The sequence below is a fragment of the Ciceribacter sp. L1K23 genome (assembly GCF_018122705.1).
GTDB lineage: Bacteria > Pseudomonadota > Alphaproteobacteria > Rhizobiales > Rhizobiaceae > Allorhizobium.
In genome coordinates, this window is record NZ_JAGRRC010000001.1 from 901,043 (window position 1) to 925,629 (window position 24,587).

A 24,587-nucleotide genomic window follows, 5' to 3' on the forward strand; every position below is an offset into this window, starting at 1 on the left:
GGGTGGCTCTTCTGGCCGCCGATCCGCCAGACAACGCATCAGCATCAAACCTTGAAGACGGCCGATCCTCCCATCGTCCCGGTTGATCTCCTTTTGCGGAATTTTCTCATGAATATAATAGCTTACAAGCGAGAGTGGTTTTCCAACATTCGCGCTGACATCCTCTCCGGCATCGTCGTGGCGCTGGCGCTGATCCCCGAGGCCATCGGCTTTTCGGTGATCGCGGGCGTCGATCCGAAGGTGGGGCTCTTTGCCTCCTTCGCGATCGCCGTCGTTTCTGCCTTCACCGGCGGACGGCCCGGCATGATCTCGGCGGCGACGGCGGCCACCGCCGTGCTGATGGTCACTCTGGTGCGCGATCACGGGCTCGAATACCTCTTCGCGGCGACGCTGCTGATGGGGCTGATCCAGATTCTCGCGGGCATCCTCAAGCTCGGGCGGGTGATGCGGTTCGTCTCGCGCTCGGTGATCACAGGCTTCGTCAACGCGCTCGCGATCCTGATCTTCATGGCGCAGTTGCCGGAACTGATCGGCGTGCCCAATCTCACCTACGTGATAATCGCGGCAGGGCTCGGCATCATCTATCTGTTCCCCTATGTCACGAAGGCGATCCCGTCGCCGCTGGTCGCCATCGTGGCGCTGACGCTGGTCGCCTGGTTCACAGGCATGGACCTGCGCACGGTCGGCGATCTCGGCGAGCTGCCCTCGGCGCTGCCGATCTTTGCGCTGCCGCAGGTGCCGCTGACGCTGGAAACGCTACAGATCATCCTGCCTTACTCCATCGCGCTCGCCGCCGTGGGATTGCTGGAAAGCCTGCTGACGGCGCAGATCGTCGACGACATGACCGATACGTCGAGCCGCAAGAGCCAGGAATGCATCGGCCAGGGCTGCTCCAACATTGCGTCCGGCCTGATCGGCGGCATGGGTGGCTGCGCCATGATCGGCCAGTCGGTGATCAACGTCACATCCGGCGGGCGCGGACGTCTCTCCACCTTCGTTGCCGGCGCCTTCCTGCTGTTCCTGATCCTTGTTCTCGACGACATCGTGCGCATCATTCCGATGGCGGCGCTGGTGGCTGTGATGATCATGGTGTCGATCGGCACCTTCTCCTGGCGGTCCATCCTCGATTTGCGCCGCAATCCCTGGCAGTCTTCCGTGGTGATGCTGGCAACGGTGGTGACGACCGTCGGCACGCACGACCTTGCCAAGGGCGTGCTGGTCGGCGTGCTGCTGTCGGGCGTGTTCTTCGCGAGCAAGGTGGCGAAGCTGTTCCATGTCCGCTCCGTCATCAGCGAGGACGGCCAGGTCCGGACCTATCACGTGGACGGAGAGATCTTCTTCGCCTCGACGGAGGCCTTCATCCTGGCCTTCGATTTCATGGAGCCGCTGAAAAAGGTGGTGATCGACGTACACGAGGCGCATCTCTGGGACATCACCGCCGTCGGCGCGCTCGACAAGGTGGTGCTGAAGTTCCGCCGCCATGGCGTGGAGGTCGATGTGATCGGGGTCAACGAGGCGAGCGCCCACATGCTCGACCGGTTCGCGGTGCACGACAAGGACGGCGGGGTGCTGCCGGCGCACTAGAGACGAATGTCGACGGGACGCCACGGCGTCCCGTTGCTTGTCAGGTGAGCGCGCGGGCGATGCGGAAGGCGAGCGGGCTGACGACGAGGGACAGCGGGAAGGCGAACGCGAAGGCGCGGACCCATTCCGTCAGCCAGGCGGCGGTCAGGCCGGCATGCAGGAAGGACATGTAGCCGCTCATCAGGCCGGCCATCATGGCGGCGATCAGGACCTGGGCGAGAAGCAGGGTTTTTCTGTTGGTCATTTCTTGTCTCCACGACAGATGGGGGTGGAGCGTGCGGGAAGGCCGTTTTTTAATCGTCGCGCAGCACCACCCCGGTTGGGGTCGATGCCGTGGGTTCGCTTGCAGCGACTAATTCCCGTGGAGACGGGGGCTGGAATAACCGGACCAGCCGTTCATTTTTCGGCGTGGGTTCCCTTATCCGTCCCTTGGGGGATGTCAATTCCGGGCGTCGAGCACCCTTTCCAGAACGTTAAAGATTCTCGGATCGGCCGACTGGCTGACGTTGAAGCGCAGGAAGTCGCCCGCCGTCTGCGAGACAGAGAAGACGTTGCCGGGGGCGAGGATGACGTTTTCGGCGAGCGCCTTGCGGGCGATCTCGGCGGCATCGAGACCATCCGGCAGGCGGCACCAGAGGTAGAGGCCGCCGCGCGGTTCGAGGCAGGGTGTGATGCCGAGGGGTGCAAGGCGCCTTATCGTCTCGCCCATGGCACTGGCGAGCCGCGTCTTCAGCGTCGCCAGATGGTGGCGGTAGCCGCCGTCCTTCAGGACCGAGAGGGTGAGCGCCGCCGACAGCGCGTTGCCGCCGAAGCTGCCGGCGATCTTCAGGTCGATCAGGCTTTCGATCCAGTCTGGGCGGGCGGCGATGTAGCCGAGGCGGGCGGAGGCCGACACGGTCTTCGAGAAGGAGCCGAGCTGGATGACTCGTTCGAAGCCGTCGAAGGCGGCAAGGCGCGGGGCGGGGTCCTGTTCGAAATCGGCGAAGATATCGTCCTCGACGATCGTGAGACCGGCGGCCTCGGCGAGCTTCAGGATGCGGTGGGCGGCGACGGGGGAGAGCGAGGCGCCGGTCGGATTGTGGAGGCCGGAATTGGTGACGTAGAGGCGTGGCTTGTGGGTGGCGAGCGCCGCGGCGAAGGCCTGGAGGTCGGGGCCGGTCGCGGTGTAGGGCACGCCGATGGCGGTGACGCGGTGGGCGCGGAGCAACGCGAGGAAATTGAAATAGCAGGGATCGTCGACCAGCACGGTATCGCCGGGTTCGAGCAGGAAGCGGCAGACGAAATCGAGGGCCTGCACGCCTGACTCGGTGAGCAGGATGTGGTCGGGCGAGGTCTCGATGCCGCGCTCGCTCATGCGCCTTGCGATCAGCTGGCGGAGCGGCGGCAGGCCGCGCGGCGTGCCGTAGTCGGTAAGCAGCGTATCCTCGGCGCGGGAGAGATCACGCAGCGCCCGGCGGAGCTCGCGTTCGGGAAACCACGACGGCGGCAGCCAGCCGCAGCCGGGTTTCAGCGTTTCGGCGCCCGCCTCCAGCGCCTGGCGTGAGACCCAGAAGGGATCGACCGCACGATCGAGGCGCGGCGCAATCTCGGCGAGTACCAGCGGGGCGGGATGGGCGGCGGCGACATAGAAGCCGGAGCCGGGGCGGGACTGGATCAGACCGTCGGAGACCAACCGGTCATAGGCCTCGACCACCGTGGAGGGTGAGACCCTGAGGCTTGTGGCGCACTGGCGGATCGACGGTAGGCGGGAGCCCGGCTGCAGGGTGCGCGAGGCGATGCGCTGGCGGATCGTGGCCATGACATGCTCGACGCGGGAGATACCCGTCGTGTCGGGGCGGGTGACGGTCTGGTCCATCCGTACTGCTTTCGTGATCCATACAGTTCGCGCATATTGTACTGGACTGTCTCTCGGAACGCCAGTCGCCCGGCGTTACATCCGGAACGTGGAATTCATGGAGAGACATGGCATGACGAGAACGATGGAAGGGCTGATCAACGGGATGCTGGGGGTGCTGATCTTTTCGGCCTCGCTGCCGGCGACGCGGGTGGCGGTGGCGGGGTTTGATCCGCTGTTCCTGACCACGGCGCGGGGCGCCATCGCCGGGCTTCTGGCGCTGCCGCTCGTCTTCCTTTTTCCGGGCGCGCGTCCGCGCCGGGACGAGATCGCGTCGCTCGTGGTGATCGCGCTCGGCGTGGTGGTCGGGTTTCCGCTGCTGACGGCGCTGGCGCTGCAGCATATCACCTCGGCCCATTCGATCGTCTATATCGGGCTCCTGCCGCTCGCGACCGCGACCTTCGGGGTCCTCAGGGGCGGCGAGCGGCCGAAGCCGGCCTTCTGGGCCTTCTCGGTGCTCGGCAGCGCCATGGTCGCGGGGTATGCGCTGAGCGGCAAGGGCGGCGAGGTGTCGCTGATCGGCGGCGGGCTGATGCTGGCGGCGGTGATCGCCTGCGGGCTCGGCTACGCTGAAGGCGCGCGGCTTTCGCGGCGGCTCGGCGGCTTCCAGGTGATCGCCTGGGCGCTGATCCTGTCGCTGCCGGTGATGGTGGTGCTCGCTCTTGTCACGCGCCCTGCAACGTTCGGCGGCGTGGGGGAGGCGGCATGGCTGGGGCTTGCCTATGTCTCGCTGTTCTCGATGCTGATCGGCTTCATCTTCTGGTATCGGGGGCTGGCGCTCGGCGGCATCGCTGCGGTCGGGCAGTTGCAGCTGCTGCAGCCCTTCTTCGGACTGGCGCTCGCCGCCGGGCTGCTTGGCGAGGCGGTGAGCTGGTCGATGGCGGCCGTCACGGTCGCCGTGGTCGGCTGCGTCGCGGGGGCGCGGCGGTTCGCCCGCTAGGGATTATTCCACCCCCAGCGCCTCGGCCGAGAGCCAGAAGACGGCGTCCTGGGAGCTTGCGGTTTCCAGCCAGACGAAATCGAGGTGGGGGTATTCCTCCTCGAGGATTTCGCGGCCGGAGCCGATTTCGCAGATCATGCCGCCGCCGGGGTTCAGGTGCGCGGCGGCTTCATCCAGGATGCGGCGGACGAGATCGAGCCCGTCGACGCCGCCGTCATGGGCGAGCCTCGGCTCGGCCCGGTATTCCGGCGGATAGCCGTCGAGCGCCTCGTGGTCGACATAGGGCGGGTTGGTGATGATGAGATCATAGGTGCGGCCGGCAAGCGGGGCGAAGAGATCGCCCTCGTGGAGGCTGACCTGCTGCTCGACCTCGTGTTCGGCGAGGTTGAGCTTTGCCACCTCCAGCGCATCCGCCGAGAGATCGACGGCATCGACCTCCGCCTGCGGAAAGAACTTCGCCGCCAGCACAGCGAGGCAGCCGGAGCCGGTGCAGATATCGACCGCGCTTTCGACCGCCATCGGATCGGGCAGGAAGGACGAGCCGAGCTCGCCCAGATATTCGCGGAACAGGATCTCGCCGATATGCGAGCGCGGCACGATGACCCGCTCGTCGACATGGAAGCGCACGCCCTGGATATAGGAGCGGCCGGTGAGATAGGCGGAGGGCTTTCGCGTCGTGACGCGGGCCTCGATGCGCTCGGCCAGCAGCTTGCGTTCCGACGGCAGCAGGCGGGCGTCGAGGAAGGGATCGAGCGCGTCGATCGGCAGGTCGAGCGAATCGAGCAGCAGGAAGGCGGCGTCGTCGCCGGCGGTCGAGGTGCCGTGGCCGTAGCTCAGGTCCGCCTTGTTGAACCGGGAGATCGCATAGCGCCAGTAATCGCGCAGGGTCACGAGGTCTCTGGTGATGTCGTCCACGGCATTCTCGCTTTTCAATGGCGGCCCGCTCGCTTATTGCGGGGGACAAAGGGTTGTGCCTTCGCTCTAGAAGGCCGGGGGCGGCGGGTCAACCGTCGCCACGTCGAGGACGCGACTGATGAAGGACAAGCCGAAGCGGACAAAACCCGCCAACCGCAAGCCTGAGACGCAGGCCGAGGGCAAACGCGTGACGCTGCCGAGGGCGCTCTCCAAGCTTGGCTATTGTTCGCGCACGCAGGCCGAGGCGCTGATTTCGGCGGGGCGCGTCAGCGTCGACGGGCGGGTGGTGACGGATGTCGAGGCATGGGTCGATCTGGCTGCGGCGGCGATCGCGGTGGATGGTGCGCGGGTGGCGGCGGAAAAGCCTGTCTACCTGATGGTCAACAAGCCGCGCGGGCTAGTGACCACACGGCACGATCCCGAGGGGCGGGCGACTGTCTACGAGTGCCTTGGCGACCATGCCGGGGCACATATCTCGCCGGTCGGGCGGCTGGACAAGGCGAGCGAGGGGCTGCTGCTGTTCACCAACGACACGGAGTTCGCCAACCGGCTGCTGGACCCCGAGACGCATGTGTCGAAGACCTATCACGTGCAGGTCGACCGTCTGGTCGATGCGGACGTGCTGGCGGCGATGGTGGCGGGGGTGATGCACGACGGCGACCTGCTGCGGGCGCGCAAGGCGGCGCTGCTGCGCGAGGGTGACAGGAACTCGTGGATCGAAGTGGTGCTGGACGAGGGCAAGAACCGCCAGATCCGCCGCATGCTGGAGGCGCTGGGCATCGAGGTGCTGCGGCTGGTGCGTGTGGCGATCGGTTCGCTGGAGCTCGGTACGCTGGAAAAGGGGGCTGTGCGGACGCTGACGGAGGCGGAGGTAAAGGCGCTGCGCGGCTGAGGCGCTAGCGCCACTCGTGCAGTTTGTCGCCCATCAGCGGCCTGGAGGTGACGAGCGGCAGGCCGGTGCCAGCGCGCTCCGCATAGGTCAGGGCATCGGCCTCGTCATTGAAGCCGATGAGGATCATCGACAGCGATTTCGCCTTGGGCGCACCCTTCTTGCGGTAGCTCATCTTCACCGCGCAGTGGGGATAGGCCTCATCCAGCACGGCGCCCTCGGGCAGGGCATCCGCCAGAGCGAGATGGGCGCCGAGGCCGAGGAAACGGTCGATCGCGGCAAAGGCTGTCGTCTCCGGAAGCTGCTTGTTTTCCTGGCTATTCGGCGCGCGGCCCCAGAACAGGCTGTCGACCAGCCCCTTCGCCCGCTTCGACTTCACGACAACGAGACCACCGGCCGCGACGAGTTCCAGGTGGGCGTCCCAGGTCTGGAGGAGGTCGGGGGATTGGTGGAGTTCGGCGAGGAGGGGGCGGAGGGATGCGGTGAGGTCGGGGTGGAGGGCTGGGGGCATAAGCGTGTGTCTCGGCGTGTGGATGTGGTGTGTGGCGGCCTCGTAGCATCGTGGGGGCGGGGTGGATATGCTCAGTTCGCTTCGGGTGTCAGATCGACACGGCTTTCCTTGCCGTCAGGGGTCTTCAACAGGAGTTCGACGCCACCGCCGATCGAGCGCATGTAGCGGACGACGGAGGAGAGAAGGACGTCGTCGGCGCGTTCGATTTTCGAGACGGTGTTCTGCGTCATGCCGGCCCGGGCTGCGACATCCTGTTGGGTTGCCTGCATGGCCTTGCGGACCTCGGCCAGTGCCTTGCCCAGCCGTCGCTCGTTGCGCTTGGCGTCGAGCCGTGCGCGGACATCGTCCGGCAATTCGGCGCGAAGGGTTCTCCAGTCAGTGTCCATTGCGTTTCTCCTTCAGCCAGGCTGAAAAGCGGGTATCGGCCTTGCGGATCAGGGACTTGTAAAACAGCGTCTGGCTTATCCCCTGCTTGTCGCGACAGCATACTTCGAAATCTAGTGTCCCTAGGGAAAAGAACCACAAAATTCTTGTTCACGTTATGTTCTTTTTCATCTAAGTTCTGCCTTGGGACTAACCGTCACAGAAGGTTTGCGGAACATGACGTCTGATGTATCACCGTACACTACAACATCTACGCCGCCGAGTCGCGTCGTCATGACTGGGACAGATATGAAAACCACGAAGATCACCCCCGAGTTACCATTGTCTATTCACGACAGTGTAATTTTCGAGGGTGACGCGCTAACCGTATTGCGGCGTCTTCCCCCTCGGCATGCCCAGTGTATTGTGACGTCCCCTCCCTACTGGGGGCTGCGAGACTATAATATAAGCGATCAGATCGGCTTGGAGCCCACACTCCCCCAATTCATCAACAGCCTTGTATCGGTATTCCGTGAGGCACGGCGCGTGCTGCGGGATGACGGCGTGCTTTGGTTGAACATCGGGGATGGCTTCACCAGCGGCAACCGGGGCTGGCGCGCTCCTGATAAGAAGAACCCAGCCCGGGCAATGTCAGTACGGCCAAATACCCCGGAAGGTTTAAAACCGAAGGATCTACTGGGGATTCCTTGGCGCCTTGCCTTCGCCCTGCAGGATGATGGGTGGTATTTACGTGCCGACGTCATCTGGAATAAGCCGAATGCTATGCCGGAGAGTGTGAAGGACCGGCCCACCAGAGCGCACGAATACCTTTTCATGTTCTCCAAACAAGAGCAGTATTTTTACGATCGTGAGGCGGTGAAAGAATTGAACGGCCGAAATCTTCGGTCTGTCTGGAACGTGAACACGACCCCATTTCCCGGGGCGCATTTTGCCACTTTCCCGCAGAAACTCGTCGACCCATGCGTCAAAGCCGCCACACGTCCGGGTGACTTCGTCCTCGACCCTTTCTTCGGTTCAGGGACGGTTGGCCTAGCTGCCGAGCAGCTTGGTCGAAACTATGTTGGAATTGAACTGAACCCGGACTATGTCGCCTTGGCGGCCGACCGTCTCCAAGCCTCATCAGAAACGGTTGTGCGAGTGGCCGCATGATTCCAGCTCCCGACCTTCAAATTGAATTCGCGGCCAATTTGGCGGAAGTGCGTAGTCAAATGCTTCAAGAAGCGCTCTTGGAGACGACGCGTACGCTCAAAATCACTGAATTGGACCGCGAACTGGCGAAGTATGTTCCCGGCCACAGTTTGCAGCAGTTGGCCGGTTTTGGCCTACGCGGTGAATTGTTTTTCCCCGTCCCCCTGCTCCTGCGCGCAAACCCCCGCTTATTGGGCTACTATCGGCTTCTCTATGGTTACAGCCAAAAAGCATTTTACGTTTCTGAAATTGCAGGCAGGTTTGCCAGCATGGAGGACCGAGGAACGCTGAGAGCCAAAGTGGACGGGGATCTCGAAGCATTTTGCAAGGAGATGTGCGATGCTGGTGCGCAGTTGCTTACGGGCATTTTGGCGCAGCCCGTTACACTTGCGCTACTCAATGACCTGACGATCTTGACGCTAGGCCCGCAGTGGCGGGGCGGAGCCAATAACCGCAAAGGTACGGCGGGTATCATTAAGGTGTTCAATGCCATTCGCGATATTGTGCACGACCACCTTGTAACGGCCGATCCGCGCCGGATGACCGTCCGCAACGCAGCCGGACGCACGGTCTTGATTGAGTTTGCATCAGATCCCGACATTGTCATCCGAGAGGAAATGCGAACCGATAGCTACCGGAACATCGTTGCGATCGAGGTAAAAGGCGGCGAGGATTTTTCCAACATTCACAACCGGATCGGCGAGGCGGAAAAAAGCCATCAGAAGGCCAAGGCGAACAAGTACGTTGAGTGTTGGACCGTCGTCAATGTTGACAGGATCGACATGGATATGGCGGCCCGAGAATCGCCATCTACCAACCGCTTCTACCGTATTTCTAGCCTCGCGCAGGCCGAGGGTGACGAATATCAGGAGTTTCGTGATCTCGTTGTGGCAATGACTGGCATCCCTACAGTGAGTTAGCGCAGATCGACCAGAACACCCGCCGAATTTCTCCGGCGGGGTCCGCATTCCCTCAATCCTCAAGCGCTCAACAGCGCTCTCAGAACTCCACGGCCCGGTCGCCATCCTCGTCCTGGATGCGGGTCGGCAGGCCGATCCTGTTCAGGAGGTTGATGAACGGCTTGGGCGGCAGTTCTTCGACGTTCGCCATCTTCTTCACGTCCCATTCGCCTGTCGCGACGAGCATGGCCGCAGCAACCGGCGGGACGCCGGCGGTGTAGGAGATGCCCTGGCTGCCCACTTCGTTATAGGCTTCCTTGTGGTCGGCGACGTTGTAGAGGAAGACGGTCTTTTCCTTGCCGTCCTTGAAGCCCTTCACGTAGTCGCCGATGCAGGTCTTGCCTTCGTAGTTGGGGGCAAGCGAGGCAGGATCCGGCAGGCAGGCCTTGACGACTTTGAGCGGCACGACTTCGGAACCGTCGGCGAGCTTGACCGGCTGTTCGGAGAGGAGGCCGATCGACTTCAGGACGGTGAAGACGTTGATGTAGTGATCGCCAAAACCCATCCAGAAGCGCACGTCGGCGCCGTCCATGTTCTTGGCCAATGAGTGCACTTCGTCATGGCCGCAGAGATAGGCGCGGCGGGTGCCGACGACAGGCAGGTCGTAATCCTTGCCGATCTCGAACATCTTGTTGACCTTCCATTCGCCGCCCTGCCAGGAATAGACGACGCCGGTGAATTCGCGGAAGTTGATTTCCGGGTCGAAATTGGTGGCGAAGTATTTGCCGTGGCTGCCGGCATTGATGTCGACGATGTCGACGTCGGTCACCTTGTCGAGATATTCGTCCTTGGCAAGACGGGCATAGGCGTTGACGACGCCCGGATCGAAGCCGGCGCCGAGGATGGCGGTGATGCCCTTTTCCTCGCATTCGGCGGCACGCTTCCACTCGTAGTTTCCGTACCACGGCGGGGTCTCGCAGATCTTGTTCGGCTCTTCATGGATCGCGGTGTCGATATAGGCGACACCGGTGTCCATGCAGGCGCGCAGCACCGACATGTTGAGGAAGGCGGTGCCGACATTGATGACGATTTCGGTGCCGAGCTTCTTGATGAGCGCCTTGGTGGCTTCGATGTTGAGGGCGTCGAGCGCATGGGCTTCGAGAACGCCCTCCTGCTTCATCGCCTTCTTCTCATGCACGGAAGCGATGATGGCGTCGCACTTCGCCTTGGTGCGCGAGGCGATATGGATGTCGCCGAGCACGTCGTTGTTCTGCGCACACTTGTGGGCGACCACCTGGGCGACGCCGCCGGCGCCGATGATGAGCACGTTCTTTTTCATTCTGGGACCAACTCCTTACGTCCAATCGTCAGAACCTGACTTGAAGGATCTCAAGACAGGCTTTGTTCGTAGTCCGCGTAGTCGAACTCGCGGACCGTCCTGAGGCTGCCATCCAGTTCGCGGATGGCGATTGCCGGCATTTGCACGCCGTTAAACCAGTTTTTCTTGACCATCGTGTAGCCGGCGGTGTCCTGCAGCGAGATGCGGTCGCCGATGTTCAATTCCTTCTCGAAATTGAACTCGCCGAAGATATCGCCCGCGAGGCAGGACTTGCCGCAGACCTGGTACCGGTGCGGTCCCTGGTTGGGGTGGACCTTTGCGCTTTCCCGGTAGATCAGGAGATCGAGGAGATGCGCTTCGATGGACGAATCCACCACGACAAGATCCTTGCCGTTGTAAAGTCTGTCGAGCACGGTGACTTCGAGCGTGGTCGACTTGGTGATCGAGGCTTCGCCGGGCTCCAGATAGACCTGGACGCCGAATTCGCCGGAGAAGCGCTTGAGGCGCTCGGCGAATTTTTCCAGCGGATAGTTTTCGCCTGTGAAATGGATGCCGCCGCCGAGCGACACCCATTCGGCCTTCTTCAACAGGGGGCCGAACTTCTGTTCGATGTTGCCGAGCATCTGATCGAAAAGGTCGAAATCGCCGTTTTCGCAGTTGTTGTGGATCATGAAGCCGGAGATCAGGTCCATGACCGGCTCGACCTTCTTCAAGTCCCATTCGCCCAGCCGCGAGAAGGGGCGGGCTGGATCGGCGAGGTCGAAGCTCGAAGAGGAGACGCCGGGGTTCAGGCGCAGGCCGCGGATGATCCCCGAAGACTGTTGCTCGAAACGGGTCAGCTGACCGATCGAATTGAAGATGATCTTGTCGGCATGGGAGACGACCTCGTCGATCTCGTAGTCGGCGTAGGCGACGGAATAGGCGTGGGTTTCCTTGCCGAAACGCTCATGGCCGAGGCGGACTTCGTTGAGCGAGGACGAGGTCGTGCCGTCCATGTAGTCGCGCATGAAATCGAAGACCGACCAGGTGGCGAAACATTTGAGCGCCAGAAGCGCCTTTGCGCCGGAGAGTTCGCGCAGGGTCGCGATCTTCTCCATGTTCTGGAGCAGCTTCGACTTGTCGATCAGGTAATAGGGAGTCTGGAGCGGCATGGTGACACCTGTTCGTTCGCAGGGAAGGGGTGTGCCATCGGCATGTGACGGCGACGTGAAGCCGAGGCGGGGCATGGCGCGGCGCGCCTCGACCCGTCGGCTTCAGGGCTGGCTTGGATTGTTCAGGAGGGGATGGTGATCGCCATGCGGCGCGGCACGAGGCGCTTCTGAAGGCCGCCGCGCTGGCGCATTTCGGTGCGCACGAGTGCGATGCCCGTCAGCCGCGTGTGCGTGAAGACGAGACGAAATATCGTCCGGCACGCCCGAGTAAGGGGCGCGATAGAGACTACTTCCGTTCGGGGGGCATCCAGTTCGACTGGGCCCATCCCCGATTGGAACAGGGCGTCGCTCGACATGGCGTCCTCTCCAACCAGCAGATGAAACCTGCAATGTGTGGGGCGGGCCTATAACACGAGGCCGCGAAAAAGATCAACTCGCGGCCCGCGCCGTTTTGCCCGCCGGCGATCAGGCCTTCGCGGCGCCGTTTTCGGTGGTGGCCTTCGTGACAGAGACGACGGTCAGCTTGTGCTGACGGCCGTCATTGGCGGTGAAGTCGATGGTGCGGCCCTTGGGCATGCCGAGCAGCGCGGTGCCGATCGGGGTGAGGATCGATACCTTGCCCTCGGCGATATCGGCATCTGCCGGATAGACGAGGGTCACGGTGCGCGAGGCGCCTTCGTCGGTGCGGTATTCGACGGTGCTGTTCATCTGCACGGTGCCGTTGATGGCCTTTGCGTCCTCGGCGACGGCGGCGCGTTCGAGTTCGTCGAGCAGTTCCTCGGCGATCTCGGGGCGGGTTTCGACGAGGCCGTTGGCGAGGCGCATCAGCTTGTCGTGGTCGTTCTTCTCGACGACGATCCGGGGTCTGGTCATGGTTCTTGTCCTTCTGTGTAGTGGGCCGACCCGGCGCAATATCCGTAGTCAAAACGCTTGATCCGTAATCAAAACGCTTGCCGCCGCGATGGACGCGGCAACGGTCGACCGATGAATTTTTTCCGATGGTTACACGCTTCCCCGGTCCCGGGGATGCCGAGCCGGGGCCGCTATTCCGCGATCGGGAAGGGCCGGTACAGGGTATGGCGTTTGCGCGTGTTCATAGGAGAAAGGTCGGGTCAAAGCATGGCAATGTCAAGGCCAAGGGCCGAAAAGCGGGATTTCATGCGTACCTGAACGGTGCCGGACAGGCTTGCGTACAACCTGAATCTTTGCTGAGGGTTGAGCGTCATTCGCCGGAGTCATCGATGTTCAAAGACCTGTCCCCCCAAAGCCTGTTCATGGGCTGCCTGACCGCCTTCGTGGGCTTTGCCAGTTCGTTCGCGGTGGTGCTGCAGGGGCTGAAGGGGGTTGGCGCGACCGACTACGAGGCGGCTTCGGGGCTGATGGCTCTCTCGGTGTCGATGGGACTGTGCGCGATCGTGCTCAGCCTCTGGACGCGCCTGCCGGTCTCGATCGCATGGTCGACGCCGGGTGCCGCCGTTCTGGTGACGGCGGGCGTGCCGGAGGGCGGGTTCGCCGTCGCGGTCGGGGCCTTTCTCGTCTGCGGCGTGCTGATCGTGGTCGCAGGCCTGTTCCGGCCGCTCGGTCGCGCGGTCGCGGCGATCCCGGCGCCACTTGCCAATGCCATGCTGTCCGGCGTCATCCTCGGCCTCTGCTTCGCGCCGTTCAAGGCAATCGCCTTCGATCCGGCGCTCGGCCTGCCGATCTTCATCGCCTGGGCGGTCGTTGCGGCGTTCAAGCGTCTCTATGCGGTGCCGGCCGCGCTCGTCGCGTTCGTCATCGTCATGGTCCTCGGAGTCGAGCTGCCGGAAGGGGCGTTCGCCACCTGGGCCTCGTCGTTGGCGCCGCCGGTGGAATTTGTGGCGCCGCAGTTCACGCTCGCCGCGCTCGTCTCGATCGCACTGCCGCTCTTCATCGTGACGATGGCCTCGCAGAACATTCCCGGCATCGCGGTGCTGAAGGTCAACAACTACGATCCCAATCCGGGGCCGCTATTCGCCGCGACCGGGCTGTTCTCTCTCCTGTCAGCGCCATTTGGTGGCCATGCAGTCAACCTCGCGGCGATCACGGCGGCGATGTGCGCCGGTGAGGATGCCCATCCCGATCCTGTCAGGCGCTACTGGGCGGCGGTGATCGCCGGTATCGGATACATTGTTCTTGGACTCGCGGCCGGCGCTGTGACCGCCTTCGTATCCCTGGCACCGCCCATCCTGATCCAGTCCGTCGCCGGGTTGGCGCTGATCGGGGCGTTTTCGGGCTCGGCGGTGGCGGCATTCAAGGAGCCGGAGACGCGGGAGGCGGCGGCGGTGACATTTCTGGTGACGGCGTCGGGCATTTCGATCCTCGGGATCTCCGGCGCGTTCTGGGGACTGGTCGCGGGGGTCGCGATGCTGGGGTTGTTGAAAGTGGCCAGGGCTCGCGCGTGATGCGGGTTCGTCCGCGGGCGATTGTCCTTGTGTTTGCCGCCGGGCTTTTCGCCGCCATCTTTCATGCTCGCTACTGGATGTGGCGGGACTGCATTGCAGCTTCACAATCGAGCTGCGTTACGCCTGATGGCAACAACGTTACCGATGGCGGGATGGTCTGGGGCATGATCGCGCTCTGCTTCCTGGCCGCAGCTTTAATCGCGCAGTTCGGGCGGCGGTGAGCGAGGTGTGACCGATCTGGCGTGATCGTCATGGTTGCGCTAGCTTTTCGGCATGGAGTTCGAATTCGATCCGGCCAAAAGCGAGGCGAACAAAGCGAAGCACGGAATCGATTTCGTGGCGGCGCAGGAATTGTGGTATGATCTATTCGCCGTCGATGCGGATGCCGGACATCTGCTCGAGCCAAGGCGGATCCGAATAGGCCGGATTTTCGGGGTCCTGTGGACCGGTGTCTACGTTCTACGCGAGGAGCGTATTCGCATCATTTCGGTCCGCCGGGCACGAATTTATGAAAGGCGTCGCTATGAAGACAATCAGCGCTGAGGAATTCGATCGGAAGTTCGATGATGGCGAAGACATAAGCGAATACATCGACTGGACCACGGCCACTCGTCCCAATCTGGAGCCTGTAGTGCTAACTGTGACTGTTACCCGAGGCACGAAGCTCAGGCTGGAACGGCAGGCTCGGGAGCTTGGTGTACCCGCCGACACTCTTCTGGAAGAATGGCTGCGTGAAAAGCTCGATGCAGTAACGCCGTCCGCGGCCGAATAACGCTCTTGCGCGATTCCATTCCGCGCGTTATTCCTCATCCCATGATGATCAACGGCACGACCATTGTTGCGACTCGCATGACGGCCCGCTTTGCGGCCGGTTTCGTCGCGTCGGTGCCAAACTCGCTTCTTCTTCTCGGCCTTATCCGCGGTTGCCGGGTCCATTGAGGAGCGCCCGGCGGCCGGGTCAGCCGTTCGGCGATTGCTCCTCGAAACTCCCCCATTGATGCAATCCATCCCTTGAAAAGGGTGTGTTCGGACGTGCGAAACCGGCGCTGATTTGCTATCAGCCGGTCACGCCGACGAGGACGAGAAGAGACGACGACGATGATTTTGAAGACCCACACGGTGAAGCAGGGCATGCCGGATGCTTCGCAGAAGTATCGCCCCTATCCGCAGATCGATATTTCCGACCGCACCTGGCCGTCGAAGGTAATCGACAAGGCACCGATCTGGTGCTCCGTCGACCTGCGCGACGGCAACCAGTCGCTGGTCAACCCGATGGGCCACGACCGCAAGGCCCGGATGTTCCAGCTGTTGCTCGACATGGGCTTCAAGGAAATCGAGATCGGTTTCCCGTCGGCCTCGCAGACTGATTTCGACTTCGCCCGCTGGTGCGTGGAGGAGGGCGGCGTTCCCGCCGATGTCTCGCTGCAGGTTCTGGTGCAGTGCCGGCCGGAGTTGATTACCCGCACCTTCGAGGCGCTGGAAGGGGCGACAAAGCCGATCATCCATTTCTATAACTCCACGTCCGAGTTGCAGCGTCGCGTGGTGTTCGGCAAGGATGTGGCGGGCATCAAGCAGATCGCCGTCGACGCGGCCAAGATGATCATGGACATGGCGGCGAAAGCGGGCGGCGGTTATCGCTTCGAGTATTCGCCGGAGAGCTTTACCGGCACCGAGCTGGAGGTGGCGCTGGAAATCTGCAATGCGGTCGTCGAGATTGTGAAGCCGACGGCCGACAACAAGCTGATCCTGAACCTGCCGTCGACCGTGGAAATGGCGACGCCGAATATCTATGCCGACCAGATCGAGTGGATGTGCCGAAATATCGACAACCGCGAGAATGTGATCATCTCGCTGCATCCGCACAACGACCGGGGCACCGGGATTGCCGCGACCGAGCTCGGCCTGATGGCCGGCGCCGACCGTGTCGAGGGAACGCTGTTCGGCAATGGCGAGCGCACCGGCAATGTCGATATCGTGACGCTGGCGCTCAACATGTACACGCAGGGTGTTGATCCGGAACTGGATTGTTCGGACATCGAGCGGATCAAGGCCGTCTACGAATACTCGAACGAGATGGTGATCCCGGAGCGTCATCCGTATGTCGGCGAACTGGTCTATACGGCGTTTTCAGGCTCGCATCAGGACGCGATCAACAAGGGCATGAAGGCGATCCGCAAGGCGAATTCGCCCGTCTGGGAAGTGCCGTATCTGCCGATCGACCCTCAGGACGTGGGGCGCACCTACGAGGCGATCATCCGGATCAACTCGCAATCGGGCAAGGGCGGCATCGCCTACATCCTGCAAGAGGACTACGGCATCAACCTGCCACGCAACCTGCAGGTCGAGTTCCGAGAGGACATCCAGCGGATCACGGATGAAGGCGGCAAGGAACTGCCGTCTAAGGCGATCTACGAGCGCTTTATCGAACGTTATGTCGACCAGCCGACGGCGCGGCTGAAGTTCGTCGACCACCACACCTACCCGGCCGGCGGTGACGCACGCGGGGTTCGCGTGGTGGCGGCGGAGATCACCGACAAGGGCGAGGTGAAGCGGATCGAGGGCAAGGGCACAGGTCCGATCGACGGCTTCATCAACGCGCTATCGACCTATCTCGGGATCGAGCTCTCGGTTGCCGACTATTCAGAGCACTCGCTGCAGCACGGCTCCAACGCCTCGGCGATCGCCTATGTCGAGGTGGAACATCCGACCGGCAAGCTGTTCGGCGTCGGCATCAACACGAACATCGTTGCCGCCTCGCTCGAGGCGATCGTCTCGGCCGCCAACCGCGTGCTCGAGGAAACCAAGAAGGCCTGAGCCATGGGTCTCCACGCCGCCATCACCGGCAACCTGGATGACGCACCGCCATTGGTGCTTCTCCACGGTTTCGGCGGCGACGGACATGTCTGGGATGAGGTGGTGGCGGCTCTCGCAGGAGGGCCGCCGCTTGTTGTCTACGACCTGCCGGGACATGGCGGCTCGGTCGACGCCGAAAATCCAGGCGGGGCGGGGCGGATGGCGAAAGCTCTGCTTTCCGATCTTTCGGCGCGCGGGATTTCGCATTTCCACCTCGCGGGTCATTCGCTCGGCGGGGCGACCGCTGCGCTGATAGCCCTTAGGGCGCCCGAACGGGTGTTGACCGCGACGCTGCTGGCGCCGGGAGGTTTCGGTCCGGAGATCAATCACAGGGTGCTGCGGCGCTTCTCCTTGTCCGTGGACAGGCCGAACCTCGCCGAGGCGCTGGCCGCGATGATGGCGGAGGGGCGACGGCCATTGCTTGAGGCCGTGGATCGGCTCTGGAACGAGCGTCAGCGGCCGGGTGCTCGAGAGCTCCTGAGTCGTGTCTTCGAGGCGATGATGCGGCCGGACGGCAAGGGTGGATGGGAACAGGGAACCATCGACATGTCGGCGTTAGCACAGCTCTCGATGCCGGTGACCGTCGTCTGGGGCGACGAGGACGCGATCCTTCCTGTCCCCGACGAGACTTCTCTTCCCGACAATCTTGTCTTCCGTCGCTGGACGGGCATCGGGCACATGCTGCCGGAAGAGGCCCCAGATGCCGTGGCGGACCTCCTGAAGTCGATCATATCGGGCGCAGGCTGACCGGGCATGAGCGCCTATCGGACGCCGAAGTCGTATTCGCCGCGCTCGTGGATCGTGTTGGCGCGGCCAACCAATAGTGGCTCGACCCGGCCGACGCGCTTCAGGTCCTTGCCCTTGTACGGCAGCGCATGGAGGACATAGCGCATGGCGTTCAGCCTGGCGCGTTTCTTGTCATCCGACTTGATGACCGTCCACGGAGAGTCGGCGGTATCGGTGTGGAAGAACATCGCTTCCTTGGCGCGGGTGTAATCGTCCCACTTGTCGAGGGAGGCGAGATCGACGGGCGAGAGCTTCCACTGCTTCAGCGGGTGGACCTTGCGCTCCTTGAAACGGCGGCGCTGCTCGTCCTGGCTGACGGAGAACCAGAACTTGATCAGGTGCAGGCCGCTGCGGACGAGGTTACGTTCGAATTCCGGCGCCTGGCGCAGGAACTCGCGGTATTCCTCGTCCGTGCAGAAACCCATGACCCGCTCGACACCGGCACGATTGTACCAGCTACGGTCGAACAGAACGATCTCGCCGCGCGTCGGTAGGTGTTCGACGTAGCGCTGGAAATACCATTGGCCGCGCTCGACCTCGCTCGGCTTTTCGAGCGCGACGACGCGGGCACCGCGCGGATTGAGATGTTCCATGAAGCGCTTGATCGCGCCGCCCTTGCCGGCGGCATCGCGTCCCTCGAACAGGATGACGACGCGCTGCTGGGCTTCCTTAACCCAGGATTGCAGCTTCAGCAGTTCGGTCTGCAGGGTGAATTTCTCGCGCTCGTAATCGCGTCGCAGCATCTTGTAGCGGAAGGGATAGCCGCCGTCGCGCCAGTCGTCGGCCAGTTCGTCGCTCGTCCCGCGCGGATGGCCGGATGGCTTGGGAAGGCCGAGCGACTTGCGCAGCCGGGTGGCGTCGTCGGGAGAGGCGCCCTCTATGATGGCCTCGATGCCGGAGACGACCTCCTCGTTGCCCGTCGCGGCTATGGCGCCGAGGGCGGAGAGTTCGGCCTCCTGTGCGGCCTCGCGGCGTTCCTCCGCCAATCCTGTCTCCACGCCCTCCGGGAGGCCAGCCGGTTTCTTCGCCTCGTTGTTGTCTTGCGTCATGCCCACCCCCTCGCGCCTTCATCGGAACCGCTAATATAGAGCGCCCGGCAAAGGCTTCCGGCATTGACTTGGATCAAGACTGGAGCGTGGTTCGCCGCCTGACCGGCGTCAGAGGGAGAAAATGTGGTGGTGGGACATCTCGGTGCCTTGGAGATCGTCGCGCAGCGAGTGACGTTGCCAGTCCAGTGCCCAGGCGCCGCTTTCGCCCGATATTCCGAACAGGTTGAACGCGGCGGCGGGCTTGTGGCCGCCGGGGCCCTGCGATGCGGAGGCGATGCCGATGACGGGAATGGGGCGACCACGGCTTGGCAGCGTGTATTGCGTGTTGAGGTGCGTGTGGCCATGCAGCACGAGTTCGGCGCCGCCGACGGAGATCGCCGCGCCGAAACGCCGTATGCCGACCATACGCTTGTAGCGGCTGGCGGCGCCGCGCACCGGCGGGTGATGGATCAGGACGACGCGGAACAGGCCCTCTTCGCCAGCCGCCTTCAGGAGGTTTGCCGTCTCTCGGGCCTGTCTGGCACTGAAATATCCCATGGCCGAAAAGGGCGGGGTGGCGATCGAGGTGGAACATCCGATGATCGCCACGGGTCCGCGCCGACGAATATATGGAAAGAGCTTGTGGTCGTCCTCCCAGACCAGCGGGTCGTCGTCACCGCGCATGTAATCGTACCAGGCGCTGACGGTCTTAGCGTGGGCGCCGGGCACATAGGCGTCGTGATTTCCGGGAACGATCGAGGTGGAGAGCGGTTCGGCGGCGTGCTTCAGCCAGTCCGAGACCATGCGGATTTCCATGGCGGTGGCGAGATTGACCATGTCGCCGGTCATTGCCAGATGGTCCGGCCTTGCCTCGGCAATACCTTCCATGACGAGGTCTAAAGCATTGGCAAAAAGATGCTTTCGTCTGTTACGATGCCAGTTGACGTAGCCGGTGATGCGCTTGGAGGCAAGTTCGCGCAAAGTCAGCTTTGGGAGCGGTCCGAGATGTATGTCGGATATGTGAGCGAGCTTGAACATCGGCGACACTCATAGTGCGGGAGGGGCAATGGGGCAAGGAATGAAAGAAGACAAAGGCAAGGCTGTCGTCGAGGGGGGAAGCCGGCGGCTGATGATGCGGGTGCTGCATACCTATTTCGTGATGGCGCGCGGCATGACGCTTGGCGTGCGCGCTGCATGCTTCGACACGGAGGGGCGGGTCTTCCTCGTTCGGCACAGCTACCTGCCGGGCTGGTACTTTCCCGGCGGCGGGGTCGAGCGCCGCGAGACCGTGGGAGAGGCCCTGACAAAGGAAATCCGGGAAGAGGGCAATCTGGAGGCGACAGCCCCACCCGAACTTCTGGGCGTCTATTTCAACCGGCATGTCAGCAAGCGCGACCACGTGCTGTTTTACCGGGTCAACGTCCGGCAGACCGCACCACGACTCCCAGACCGGGAAATCGTGGAATGCGGCTTCTTCGATCCGGCGAACCCGCCGGCGGGCACGACAGACGCGACGCTGCGCCGGCTCAGCGAGTTGCGAGGTGAGCTTCCCCGCGCCGAGACCTGGTAATTTCCAGAGCCTCGGCCAGCTTGTCGCGACCATGCGGGCGGTCGAAGTCGAGCGCCGGGCCGACGGGCACCACGCCCGAGGGATTGATGGTCTTGTGACTGCGGTAGTAGTGGTGCTTGATGTGGCGCATGTTGACGGTTTCGGCAACGCCCGGCCACTGATAGAGGTCGCGCAGATAGGCCGAAAGGTGCGGATAGTCAGCGATGCGGCGGATGTTGCACTTGAAGTGGCCGACATAGACGGCGTCGAAGCGCACCAAGGTGGTGAACAGCCGCCAGTCGGCCTCCGTCAGCCGGTCGCCCAGCAGGAAACGCTGGCCTGACAGGCGGCTTTCCAGCCAGTCGAGGGTGTCGAACAGTGGCTTGACCGCGCTCTCATAGGCGTCCTGGCTGGTGGCGAAGCCGGCCTTGTAGACGCCGTTGTTGACGTTGTCGTAGATGCGGGCGTTCAGCTCATCGATCTCGCCGACGAGGTCGTCAGGGCAATAGTCGTCGATGTTGCCGGTTATGCCGTTAAAAGCGCTGTTGAACATGCGGATGATCTCGGCCGACTCGTTCGAGACGATCGTGTTCTTCTGCTTGTCCCACAGAACAGGGACGGTAACGCGGCCGGTGAAATCGGATTTGGCGCGGGTGTAGACCTGCCAGAGTGCGTCGGAGCCGAAGAGATGGTCGCTGGTCGCGCCATCGCGCTCGTGGAACTCCCAGCCGTTTTCCAGCATCAGAGGATCGACGATGGACAGGCCGATATGCTCCTCCAACTGTTTCAGCTTGCGGAAGATCAGGGTTCGATGAGCCCAGGGACAGGCCAGCGATACATAGAGATGATAGCGGCCGGATTCGGCCTTGAAACCGCCTTCACCGGAGGGACCGGCAGAGCCGTCGGCGGTCACCCAGTTGCGGAATGTCGACGCACCTCGCTTGAAGTGCCCGTTCGTCGATTTGGTGTCGTACCAGACGTCCTTCCAGACGCCGTCCACGAGCATGCCCATCGGCTTATCCTTTCCCGCTACGTTTATCGTCTTCCTGAAAATATGCAGGTCGGCGTCGATTGCGAGGGGCGAATGAATGAACACTGCGTTTTTCCGTTGGACGGATCGCCGCAATGCTGCTATCGAAGCCGTCACCAAAAATTGGATGCGCTCCTTTATGACCCTTGTACGGACCCTGCGACGACGCTGACGCTGACCTGACACCTTCGCGTGTCATCGATCACCCATGTCTCCGTCAGTCCAGTCTGGTTCCGGTCATACCCATGAAAGCTCACGAGCTCGTCTACCTCACCGAGGATGCGTCGCACGACGCGGTTATCGAACTTATCAACGAAGAAGCCTTCGGCCCCGGCCGGCATACACGTGCTGCGGCCCGTATCCGTGAGCAGGGACCTCATGATCGCCAGTTGTCGTTCGTTTGCGCCGATCGCGGCGAAACGATCGCCTCGGTGCGCATGACGCCGGTGCTGGCTGGTTCGGTGAAGGGCCATCTTCTTGGACCGCTTGCGGTACGGCCCTCGCACAAGAACATGGGGATCGGCCGGGAACTGGTCCGGATCGCCATTGAGGCCGCGCGGCGGAAGGGTTCGGAAGCCGTTATCCTGATCGGCGATCCGCCGTATTACATGCCGCTCGGCTTCGAGAAGGTCGCCTGGAAGGCGCTGGAGTTTCCCGGGCCCGTTGATCCGGGCCGGGTGTTGGTGGTGCCGATGGGGACGGACGTGCACGACCGGCTGAGAGGAGATATCGGCTGGAGAATGGGCGCCGCGGCCGGTTCTGATGTCGACGCCGATGCGGTCGTGGAGTCCTCGGTCGAGCTCGGCCGGTTGTCCCGCGCCGGGTAACGTGCGTGACCCCTAGTGGGCGAGCGGCACCCTTGTTTCTTGCTCAAGGTAATCGTTGACGTAGAGATCGTCGACCAGCTGTAGAACCAGGGCGATCAGCGGTGTCGCCAGCGCCAGGCCGATCAGGCCGAACAGCGCCCCAAAGGCAAGCTGCGAGCATATGACCAGCACGGGCGGAAGCGAGACCTTCTGCCGCTGGACGATCGGCGTCACCACATAGCTCTCAAGGGCCTGAACGGCCAGATAAATCCCCAGAACCATCAGGACCGAGTTCGTTCCGCCGGGCAAAGCGAGGAGAAGACCGGGCGTCGCGGCAAGAACGGGGCCGATATTCGGGATGAACGCGAGAAGTCCCGCGAGCAGGCCCAGCACCAATGCCAGCGGAATGCCGATCAGCCAGAGGCCCAGTCCTGTCAGCACGCCCACCACCGTCATCGAGATCAACTGTGCGGACAGCCAGCTTTCCAGCTGGCCGACGGAACGGGAGAGGACATGTGCGACCTTGTCCCGCAGAGACGGAGCGAACAGCTTCAGGAAACCCTTTCGGTAGGTGTGCGGATCGAATGCGCCGTAAAGGGCGATGAAAATCAACAGGACCGTGTTACCGAGATAACCGAAGGAGGACCCCAGCGCCTGTGTGGCGGCGCCTCCCGAGGCCGACGTCCAGAGGCTGTCTTCGCTGACGTGGTCGATCAGCTCACGGCCCCATGCGTAGTCCTCTGCTCTCGAACGCAGGTTTTCGACGGCATCGGGGATCTGGCGCCAGAGTTCGTCGATCTGCTGGGAAATGGCCGGCGCTGCCGCCGTTCCGCCGGCAACCAGGACCAAAAGAACCGCGACCAGAAAGATGGCGACGCCCCAGGTCGGACCGACAGACAGGCGGGCGCCAATCCACGCACCGGAGGAGCGGACGAGAATGGCGAGCAGCACGCCTGCAAAAACCATCAATAGCGTGCCGGGCAGAAATATCAGCAGTGCGCCGATCAGCAGGCAAACAAGAGCGACGGACATCTGACGGCGGTCCGGGCCCCCGGTTGGCCCGAGGCGGAGCAGATCGTGTTTTACCGTCATGTCTGTTCCTTTCCTTCGTCTTTGCTGCGGGAATGCTCACCCGTTATCTGGCTTCCGCCGCGCCTTGCGCTGGACAGAAAGCGCGACGGCGGCAGCCATAGAAGGTGTGATGTCTGGAGCAGTCCTGTTGCCAGAGGGAACCTCTCAGGGTCCGATCTGTTCCCCTTTCGACGAAGCGTTTCACTGTTTAGCAGGGCAAGCTTCGTCCGCCGTATCAATCACGAGAGGAGAAACATCATGCTGAAATTCATTGGTGGAACGATCGGAGCGATCTTCCTGATCGGACTGATCGTCGTGGTCCTGCTGCTGATGCTGATCTTCTAGTTCATCCTGAAGGACGGGGCCGAGCGGACGGATGCGGTTATGGCAGGAAGCGCTTGATCATCCAGGTGATGTCGTAGCCTCGAACGAAATCGTCGATACGTCCGAAGACGCTATAGCCTTGCCGTTCGTAGGCGCGGCGAGCGACCGGGTTTATGGTGTCGATATAGGCACCCTGGCAGCCACGGGCCTTCGCCTCTTCTTCCGCTCTCTGCAGCAGCTGGCCCGCCACCCCGTGGCCGCGTAGACGCTCCGGAACTAAAAGCATCTCGACATAGAGCCAGCCGCGGCCGGTGTAACCGACGAGACCGCCGTCGGTCTGTCCCTCGTCATCGATGAGGGGGATGAAGAGATCGCGCCGGTCCGTGGGACCGAGGACGTTGTTGTTGTAGGCCTTGATGCCGGCAAGGATCGCATCACGGGCGTCGTCGGGGACGGTGTCGGAGAGCGTCATGGGTGTCGTCATGGAGTTACGGTAGGCGGCTCCCGCTTAGCTGTCGAGAGTGGCTTCGCGGCGACCTCAGGTCCTTGCTGGTGGATATCGGGCCGAGATGACCTAGATGGAGAGGTATGCAGCGAAGAGAAGCCGATGCCCGAGAACAACCTTCCCACGATCTACCGCGCCTACATCGACTGCCTGAACGGTCAGGATTTCGACCGGCTCGGGCAATTCGTCCACAATGATGTGGAGTACAACGGAGAGCGGATTGGTCTTCCCGGTTACCGGGAGATGATCGAAGGTGATTTCGTCGCGATCCCGGACCTTTTCTTCGACGTTCGCCTTCTTTTCTGCGATCCACCTGTCGTCGCAAGCCGGCTTCGCTTCGACTGCACGCCGGTCGGTATGCTGTTCGGGATGCCTGTGAACGGCACCCGCGTCGTGTTCGAGGAAAACGTGTTCTATCAGTTCGCGGATGGAAAGATCAGGGCGGTGTGGTCGATCATCGACAAGGCGGCGATTGCGGAGCAGGTTGACGGGGACCGTCCCCGTTGAGCCGGCCGGAC

29 protein-coding genes and 1 other annotated feature (1 of these 30 cut by a window edge) are annotated in these 24,587 nt (G+C 62.6%); of the genes, 15 read left to right on the forward strand and 14 right to left on the reverse strand.

Annotated elements, in window-relative coordinates; translation table 11 throughout:
- Nucleotides 1-36 (forward strand) — a sequence feature (sul1 is cis-regulatory element that is thought to sense ions involved in sulfur or methionine metabolism; They are found in Alphaproteobacteria) (it extends 20 nt beyond the left edge of the window).
- A gap of 72 nt (nucleotides 37-108) precedes the next feature.
- Nucleotides 109-1,584 carry a SulP family inorganic anion transporter gene (locus J5J10_RS04100; RefSeq protein WP_211928942.1) on the forward strand — a complete coding sequence of 492 codons (1,476 nt, stop codon included), beginning with the start codon at nucleotides 109-111 and terminating at the stop codon, nucleotides 1,582-1,584.
- A gap of 40 nt (nucleotides 1,585-1,624) precedes the next feature.
- Here the strand turns inward: J5J10_RS04100 and J5J10_RS04105 are convergent, their stop codons facing one another.
- Nucleotides 1,625-1,828: a DUF2798 domain-containing protein gene (locus tag J5J10_RS04105; RefSeq protein WP_211928943.1), complete on the reverse strand. Its 204-nt coding sequence runs from the start codon at nucleotides 1,826-1,828 to the stop codon at nucleotides 1,625-1,627.
- A 195-nt stretch (nucleotides 1,829-2,023) separates the two neighbouring features.
- On the reverse strand, nucleotides 2,024-3,439 hold the full coding sequence (locus J5J10_RS04110) for a PLP-dependent aminotransferase family protein (RefSeq protein ID WP_211928944.1): 1,416 nt from the start codon (nucleotides 3,437-3,439) through the stop codon (nucleotides 2,024-2,026).
- Between the two features lie 112 nt (nucleotides 3,440-3,551).
- Here J5J10_RS04110 and J5J10_RS04115 point away from each other — a divergent pair, with 112 nt between their 5' ends.
- Nucleotides 3,552-4,418 carry a DMT family transporter gene (locus J5J10_RS04115; protein WP_208551728.1) on the forward strand — a complete coding sequence of 289 codons (867 nt, stop codon included), beginning with the start codon at nucleotides 3,552-3,554 and terminating at the stop codon, nucleotides 4,416-4,418.
- Nucleotides 4,419-4,421: 3 nt separating this feature from the next.
- Here the strand turns inward: J5J10_RS04115 and prmB are convergent, their stop codons facing one another.
- The gene (gene prmB / locus J5J10_RS04120) at nucleotides 4,422-5,333 is read right to left on the reverse strand and encodes a 50S ribosomal protein L3 N(5)-glutamine methyltransferase (RefSeq protein ID WP_211928945.1); all 912 of its coding nucleotides are present in this window, start codon (nucleotides 5,331-5,333) and stop codon (nucleotides 4,422-4,424) included.
- Between the two features lie 118 nt (nucleotides 5,334-5,451).
- Between prmB and J5J10_RS04125 the strand changes: the two genes are divergently transcribed.
- Nucleotides 5,452-6,225 (forward strand): pseudouridine synthase, encoded by a 774-nt coding sequence (locus J5J10_RS04125; RefSeq protein WP_211928946.1) that lies wholly within the window; start codon nucleotides 5,452-5,454, stop codon nucleotides 6,223-6,225.
- Nucleotides 6,226-6,229: 4 nt separating this feature from the next.
- Here the strand turns inward: J5J10_RS04125 and J5J10_RS04130 are convergent, their stop codons facing one another.
- Both J5J10_RS04130 and J5J10_RS04135 read right to left on the reverse strand, forming a co-directional pair.
- Complete coding sequence (locus tag J5J10_RS04130; RefSeq protein WP_211928947.1) at nucleotides 6,230-6,733, reverse strand: hypothetical protein; 504 nt, start codon at nucleotides 6,731-6,733, stop codon at nucleotides 6,230-6,232.
- A 71-nt stretch (nucleotides 6,734-6,804) separates the two neighbouring features.
- Complete coding sequence (locus J5J10_RS04135; RefSeq protein WP_211928948.1) at nucleotides 6,805-7,119, reverse strand: helix-turn-helix domain-containing protein; 315 nt, start codon at nucleotides 7,117-7,119, stop codon at nucleotides 6,805-6,807.
- Between the two features lie 286 nt (nucleotides 7,120-7,405).
- On the opposite strand from J5J10_RS04135, the gene J5J10_RS04140 reads away from it, so the two are divergent.
- Together J5J10_RS04140 and J5J10_RS04145 are read left to right on the forward strand one after the other, a co-directional pair.
- Nucleotides 7,406-8,266, forward strand: coding sequence for a site-specific DNA-methyltransferase (locus J5J10_RS04140; RefSeq protein WP_211928949.1), 861 nt, complete (start codon nucleotides 7,406-7,408; stop codon nucleotides 8,264-8,266).
- Nucleotides 8,263-9,225: an XcyI family restriction endonuclease gene (locus J5J10_RS04145; RefSeq protein WP_211928950.1), complete on the forward strand. Its 963-nt coding sequence runs from the start codon at nucleotides 8,263-8,265 to the stop codon at nucleotides 9,223-9,225. Before J5J10_RS04140 ends, J5J10_RS04145 begins: the two co-directional genes overlap by 4 nt.
- 79 nt (nucleotides 9,226-9,304) lie before the next feature.
- On the opposite strand, the gene J5J10_RS04150 is transcribed toward J5J10_RS04145, so the two are convergent.
- From J5J10_RS04150 to rnk, 4 genes are all read right to left on the reverse strand, one after another.
- Entirely contained in the window at nucleotides 9,305-10,543 is a 1,239-nt protein-coding gene (locus tag J5J10_RS04150; protein ID WP_211928951.1) for a saccharopine dehydrogenase family protein, read from the reverse strand.
- 50 nt (nucleotides 10,544-10,593) lie between these two features.
- Nucleotides 10,594-11,694, reverse strand: coding sequence for a carboxynorspermidine decarboxylase (locus J5J10_RS04155; protein WP_211928952.1), 1,101 nt, complete (start codon nucleotides 11,692-11,694; stop codon nucleotides 10,594-10,596).
- Nucleotides 11,695-11,816: 122 nt separating this feature from the next.
- On the reverse strand, nucleotides 11,817-12,050 hold the full coding sequence (locus tag J5J10_RS04160; protein WP_211928953.1) for a hypothetical protein: 234 nt from the start codon (nucleotides 12,048-12,050) through the stop codon (nucleotides 11,817-11,819).
- A gap of 109 nt (nucleotides 12,051-12,159) precedes the next feature.
- Nucleotides 12,160-12,567 carry a nucleoside diphosphate kinase regulator gene (gene rnk / locus J5J10_RS04165; RefSeq protein WP_211928954.1) on the reverse strand — a complete coding sequence of 136 codons (408 nt, stop codon included), beginning with the start codon at nucleotides 12,565-12,567 and terminating at the stop codon, nucleotides 12,160-12,162.
- Between the two features lie 368 nt (nucleotides 12,568-12,935).
- Between rnk and J5J10_RS04170 the strand changes: the two genes are divergently transcribed.
- The 6 genes from J5J10_RS04170 to J5J10_RS04195 all read left to right on the forward strand — a co-directional run bounded on the left by J5J10_RS04170 (nucleotide 12,936) and on the right by J5J10_RS04195 (nucleotide 17,717).
- On the forward strand, nucleotides 12,936-14,117 hold the full coding sequence (locus J5J10_RS04170; RefSeq protein ID WP_211928955.1) for a benzoate/H(+) symporter BenE family transporter: 1,182 nt from the start codon (nucleotides 12,936-12,938) through the stop codon (nucleotides 14,115-14,117).
- Complete coding sequence (locus tag J5J10_RS04175; protein WP_211928956.1) at nucleotides 14,117-14,338, forward strand: hypothetical protein; 222 nt, start codon at nucleotides 14,117-14,119, stop codon at nucleotides 14,336-14,338. The genes J5J10_RS04170 and J5J10_RS04175 overlap by 1 nt, the downstream gene beginning before the upstream one ends.
- Before the next feature lie 52 nt (nucleotides 14,339-14,390).
- Complete coding sequence (locus tag J5J10_RS04180; protein ID WP_208551701.1) at nucleotides 14,391-14,660, forward strand: BrnT family toxin; 270 nt, start codon at nucleotides 14,391-14,393, stop codon at nucleotides 14,658-14,660.
- Nucleotides 14,641-14,889: a CopG family transcriptional regulator gene (locus J5J10_RS04185; RefSeq protein WP_211928957.1), complete on the forward strand. Its 249-nt coding sequence runs from the start codon at nucleotides 14,641-14,643 to the stop codon at nucleotides 14,887-14,889. Before J5J10_RS04180 ends, J5J10_RS04185 begins: the two co-directional genes overlap by 20 nt.
- 326 nt (nucleotides 14,890-15,215) lie before the next feature.
- Entirely contained in the window at nucleotides 15,216-16,931 is a 1,716-nt protein-coding gene (gene leuA, locus J5J10_RS04190) for a 2-isopropylmalate synthase (protein ID WP_211928958.1), read from the forward strand.
- 3 nt (nucleotides 16,932-16,934) lie between these two features.
- On the forward strand, nucleotides 16,935-17,717 hold the full coding sequence (locus J5J10_RS04195; protein ID WP_211928959.1) for an alpha/beta fold hydrolase: 783 nt from the start codon (nucleotides 16,935-16,937) through the stop codon (nucleotides 17,715-17,717).
- Between the two features lie 14 nt (nucleotides 17,718-17,731).
- Here the strand turns inward: J5J10_RS04195 and ppk2 are convergent, their stop codons facing one another.
- Nucleotides 17,732-18,805 (reverse strand): polyphosphate kinase 2, encoded by a 1,074-nt coding sequence (ppk2, locus tag J5J10_RS04200; RefSeq protein WP_211928960.1) that lies wholly within the window; start codon nucleotides 18,803-18,805, stop codon nucleotides 17,732-17,734.
- Between the two features lie 108 nt (nucleotides 18,806-18,913).
- Nucleotides 18,914-19,822: a metallophosphoesterase gene (locus J5J10_RS04205; RefSeq protein ID WP_211928961.1), complete on the reverse strand. Its 909-nt coding sequence runs from the start codon at nucleotides 19,820-19,822 to the stop codon at nucleotides 18,914-18,916.
- A gap of 40 nt (nucleotides 19,823-19,862) precedes the next feature.
- On the opposite strand from J5J10_RS04205, the gene J5J10_RS04210 reads away from it, so the two are divergent.
- The gene (locus J5J10_RS04210; protein WP_249116673.1) at nucleotides 19,863-20,354 is read left to right on the forward strand and encodes an NUDIX domain-containing protein; all 492 of its coding nucleotides are present in this window, start codon (nucleotides 19,863-19,865) and stop codon (nucleotides 20,352-20,354) included.
- On the opposite strand, the gene J5J10_RS04215 is transcribed toward J5J10_RS04210, so the two are convergent.
- Nucleotides 20,311-21,345 carry a glutathione S-transferase family protein gene (locus tag J5J10_RS04215; protein WP_211928962.1) on the reverse strand — a complete coding sequence of 345 codons (1,035 nt, stop codon included), beginning with the start codon at nucleotides 21,343-21,345 and terminating at the stop codon, nucleotides 20,311-20,313. The two genes, J5J10_RS04210 and J5J10_RS04215, sit on opposite strands and share 44 nt — an antisense overlap.
- A gap of 263 nt (nucleotides 21,346-21,608) precedes the next feature.
- Here J5J10_RS04215 and J5J10_RS04220 point away from each other — a divergent pair, with 263 nt between their 5' ends.
- The gene (locus J5J10_RS04220; RefSeq protein ID WP_211928963.1) at nucleotides 21,609-22,190 is read left to right on the forward strand and encodes an N-acetyltransferase; all 582 of its coding nucleotides are present in this window, start codon (nucleotides 21,609-21,611) and stop codon (nucleotides 22,188-22,190) included.
- A gap of 12 nt (nucleotides 22,191-22,202) precedes the next feature.
- Here the strand turns inward: J5J10_RS04220 and J5J10_RS04225 are convergent, their stop codons facing one another.
- On the reverse strand, nucleotides 22,203-23,261 hold the full coding sequence (locus tag J5J10_RS04225; RefSeq protein WP_211928964.1) for an AI-2E family transporter: 1,059 nt from the start codon (nucleotides 23,259-23,261) through the stop codon (nucleotides 22,203-22,205).
- Here J5J10_RS04225 and J5J10_RS04230 point away from each other — a divergent pair.
- Complete coding sequence (locus J5J10_RS04230; protein ID WP_211928965.1) at nucleotides 23,247-23,585, forward strand: hypothetical protein; 339 nt, start codon at nucleotides 23,247-23,249, stop codon at nucleotides 23,583-23,585. The genes J5J10_RS04225 and J5J10_RS04230 overlap by 15 nt on opposite strands.
- Nucleotides 23,586-23,622: 37 nt before the next feature.
- On the opposite strand, the gene J5J10_RS04235 is transcribed toward J5J10_RS04230, so the two are convergent.
- Entirely contained in the window at nucleotides 23,623-24,048 is a 426-nt protein-coding gene (locus J5J10_RS04235; protein WP_211928966.1) for a GNAT family N-acetyltransferase, read from the reverse strand.
- 123 nt (nucleotides 24,049-24,171) lie between these two features.
- On the opposite strand from J5J10_RS04235, the gene J5J10_RS04240 reads away from it, so the two are divergent.
- The gene (locus J5J10_RS04240) at nucleotides 24,172-24,576 is read left to right on the forward strand and encodes an ester cyclase (RefSeq protein WP_211928967.1); all 405 of its coding nucleotides are present in this window, start codon (nucleotides 24,172-24,174) and stop codon (nucleotides 24,574-24,576) included.
- Nucleotides 24,577-24,587: the final 11 nt, after the last annotated feature.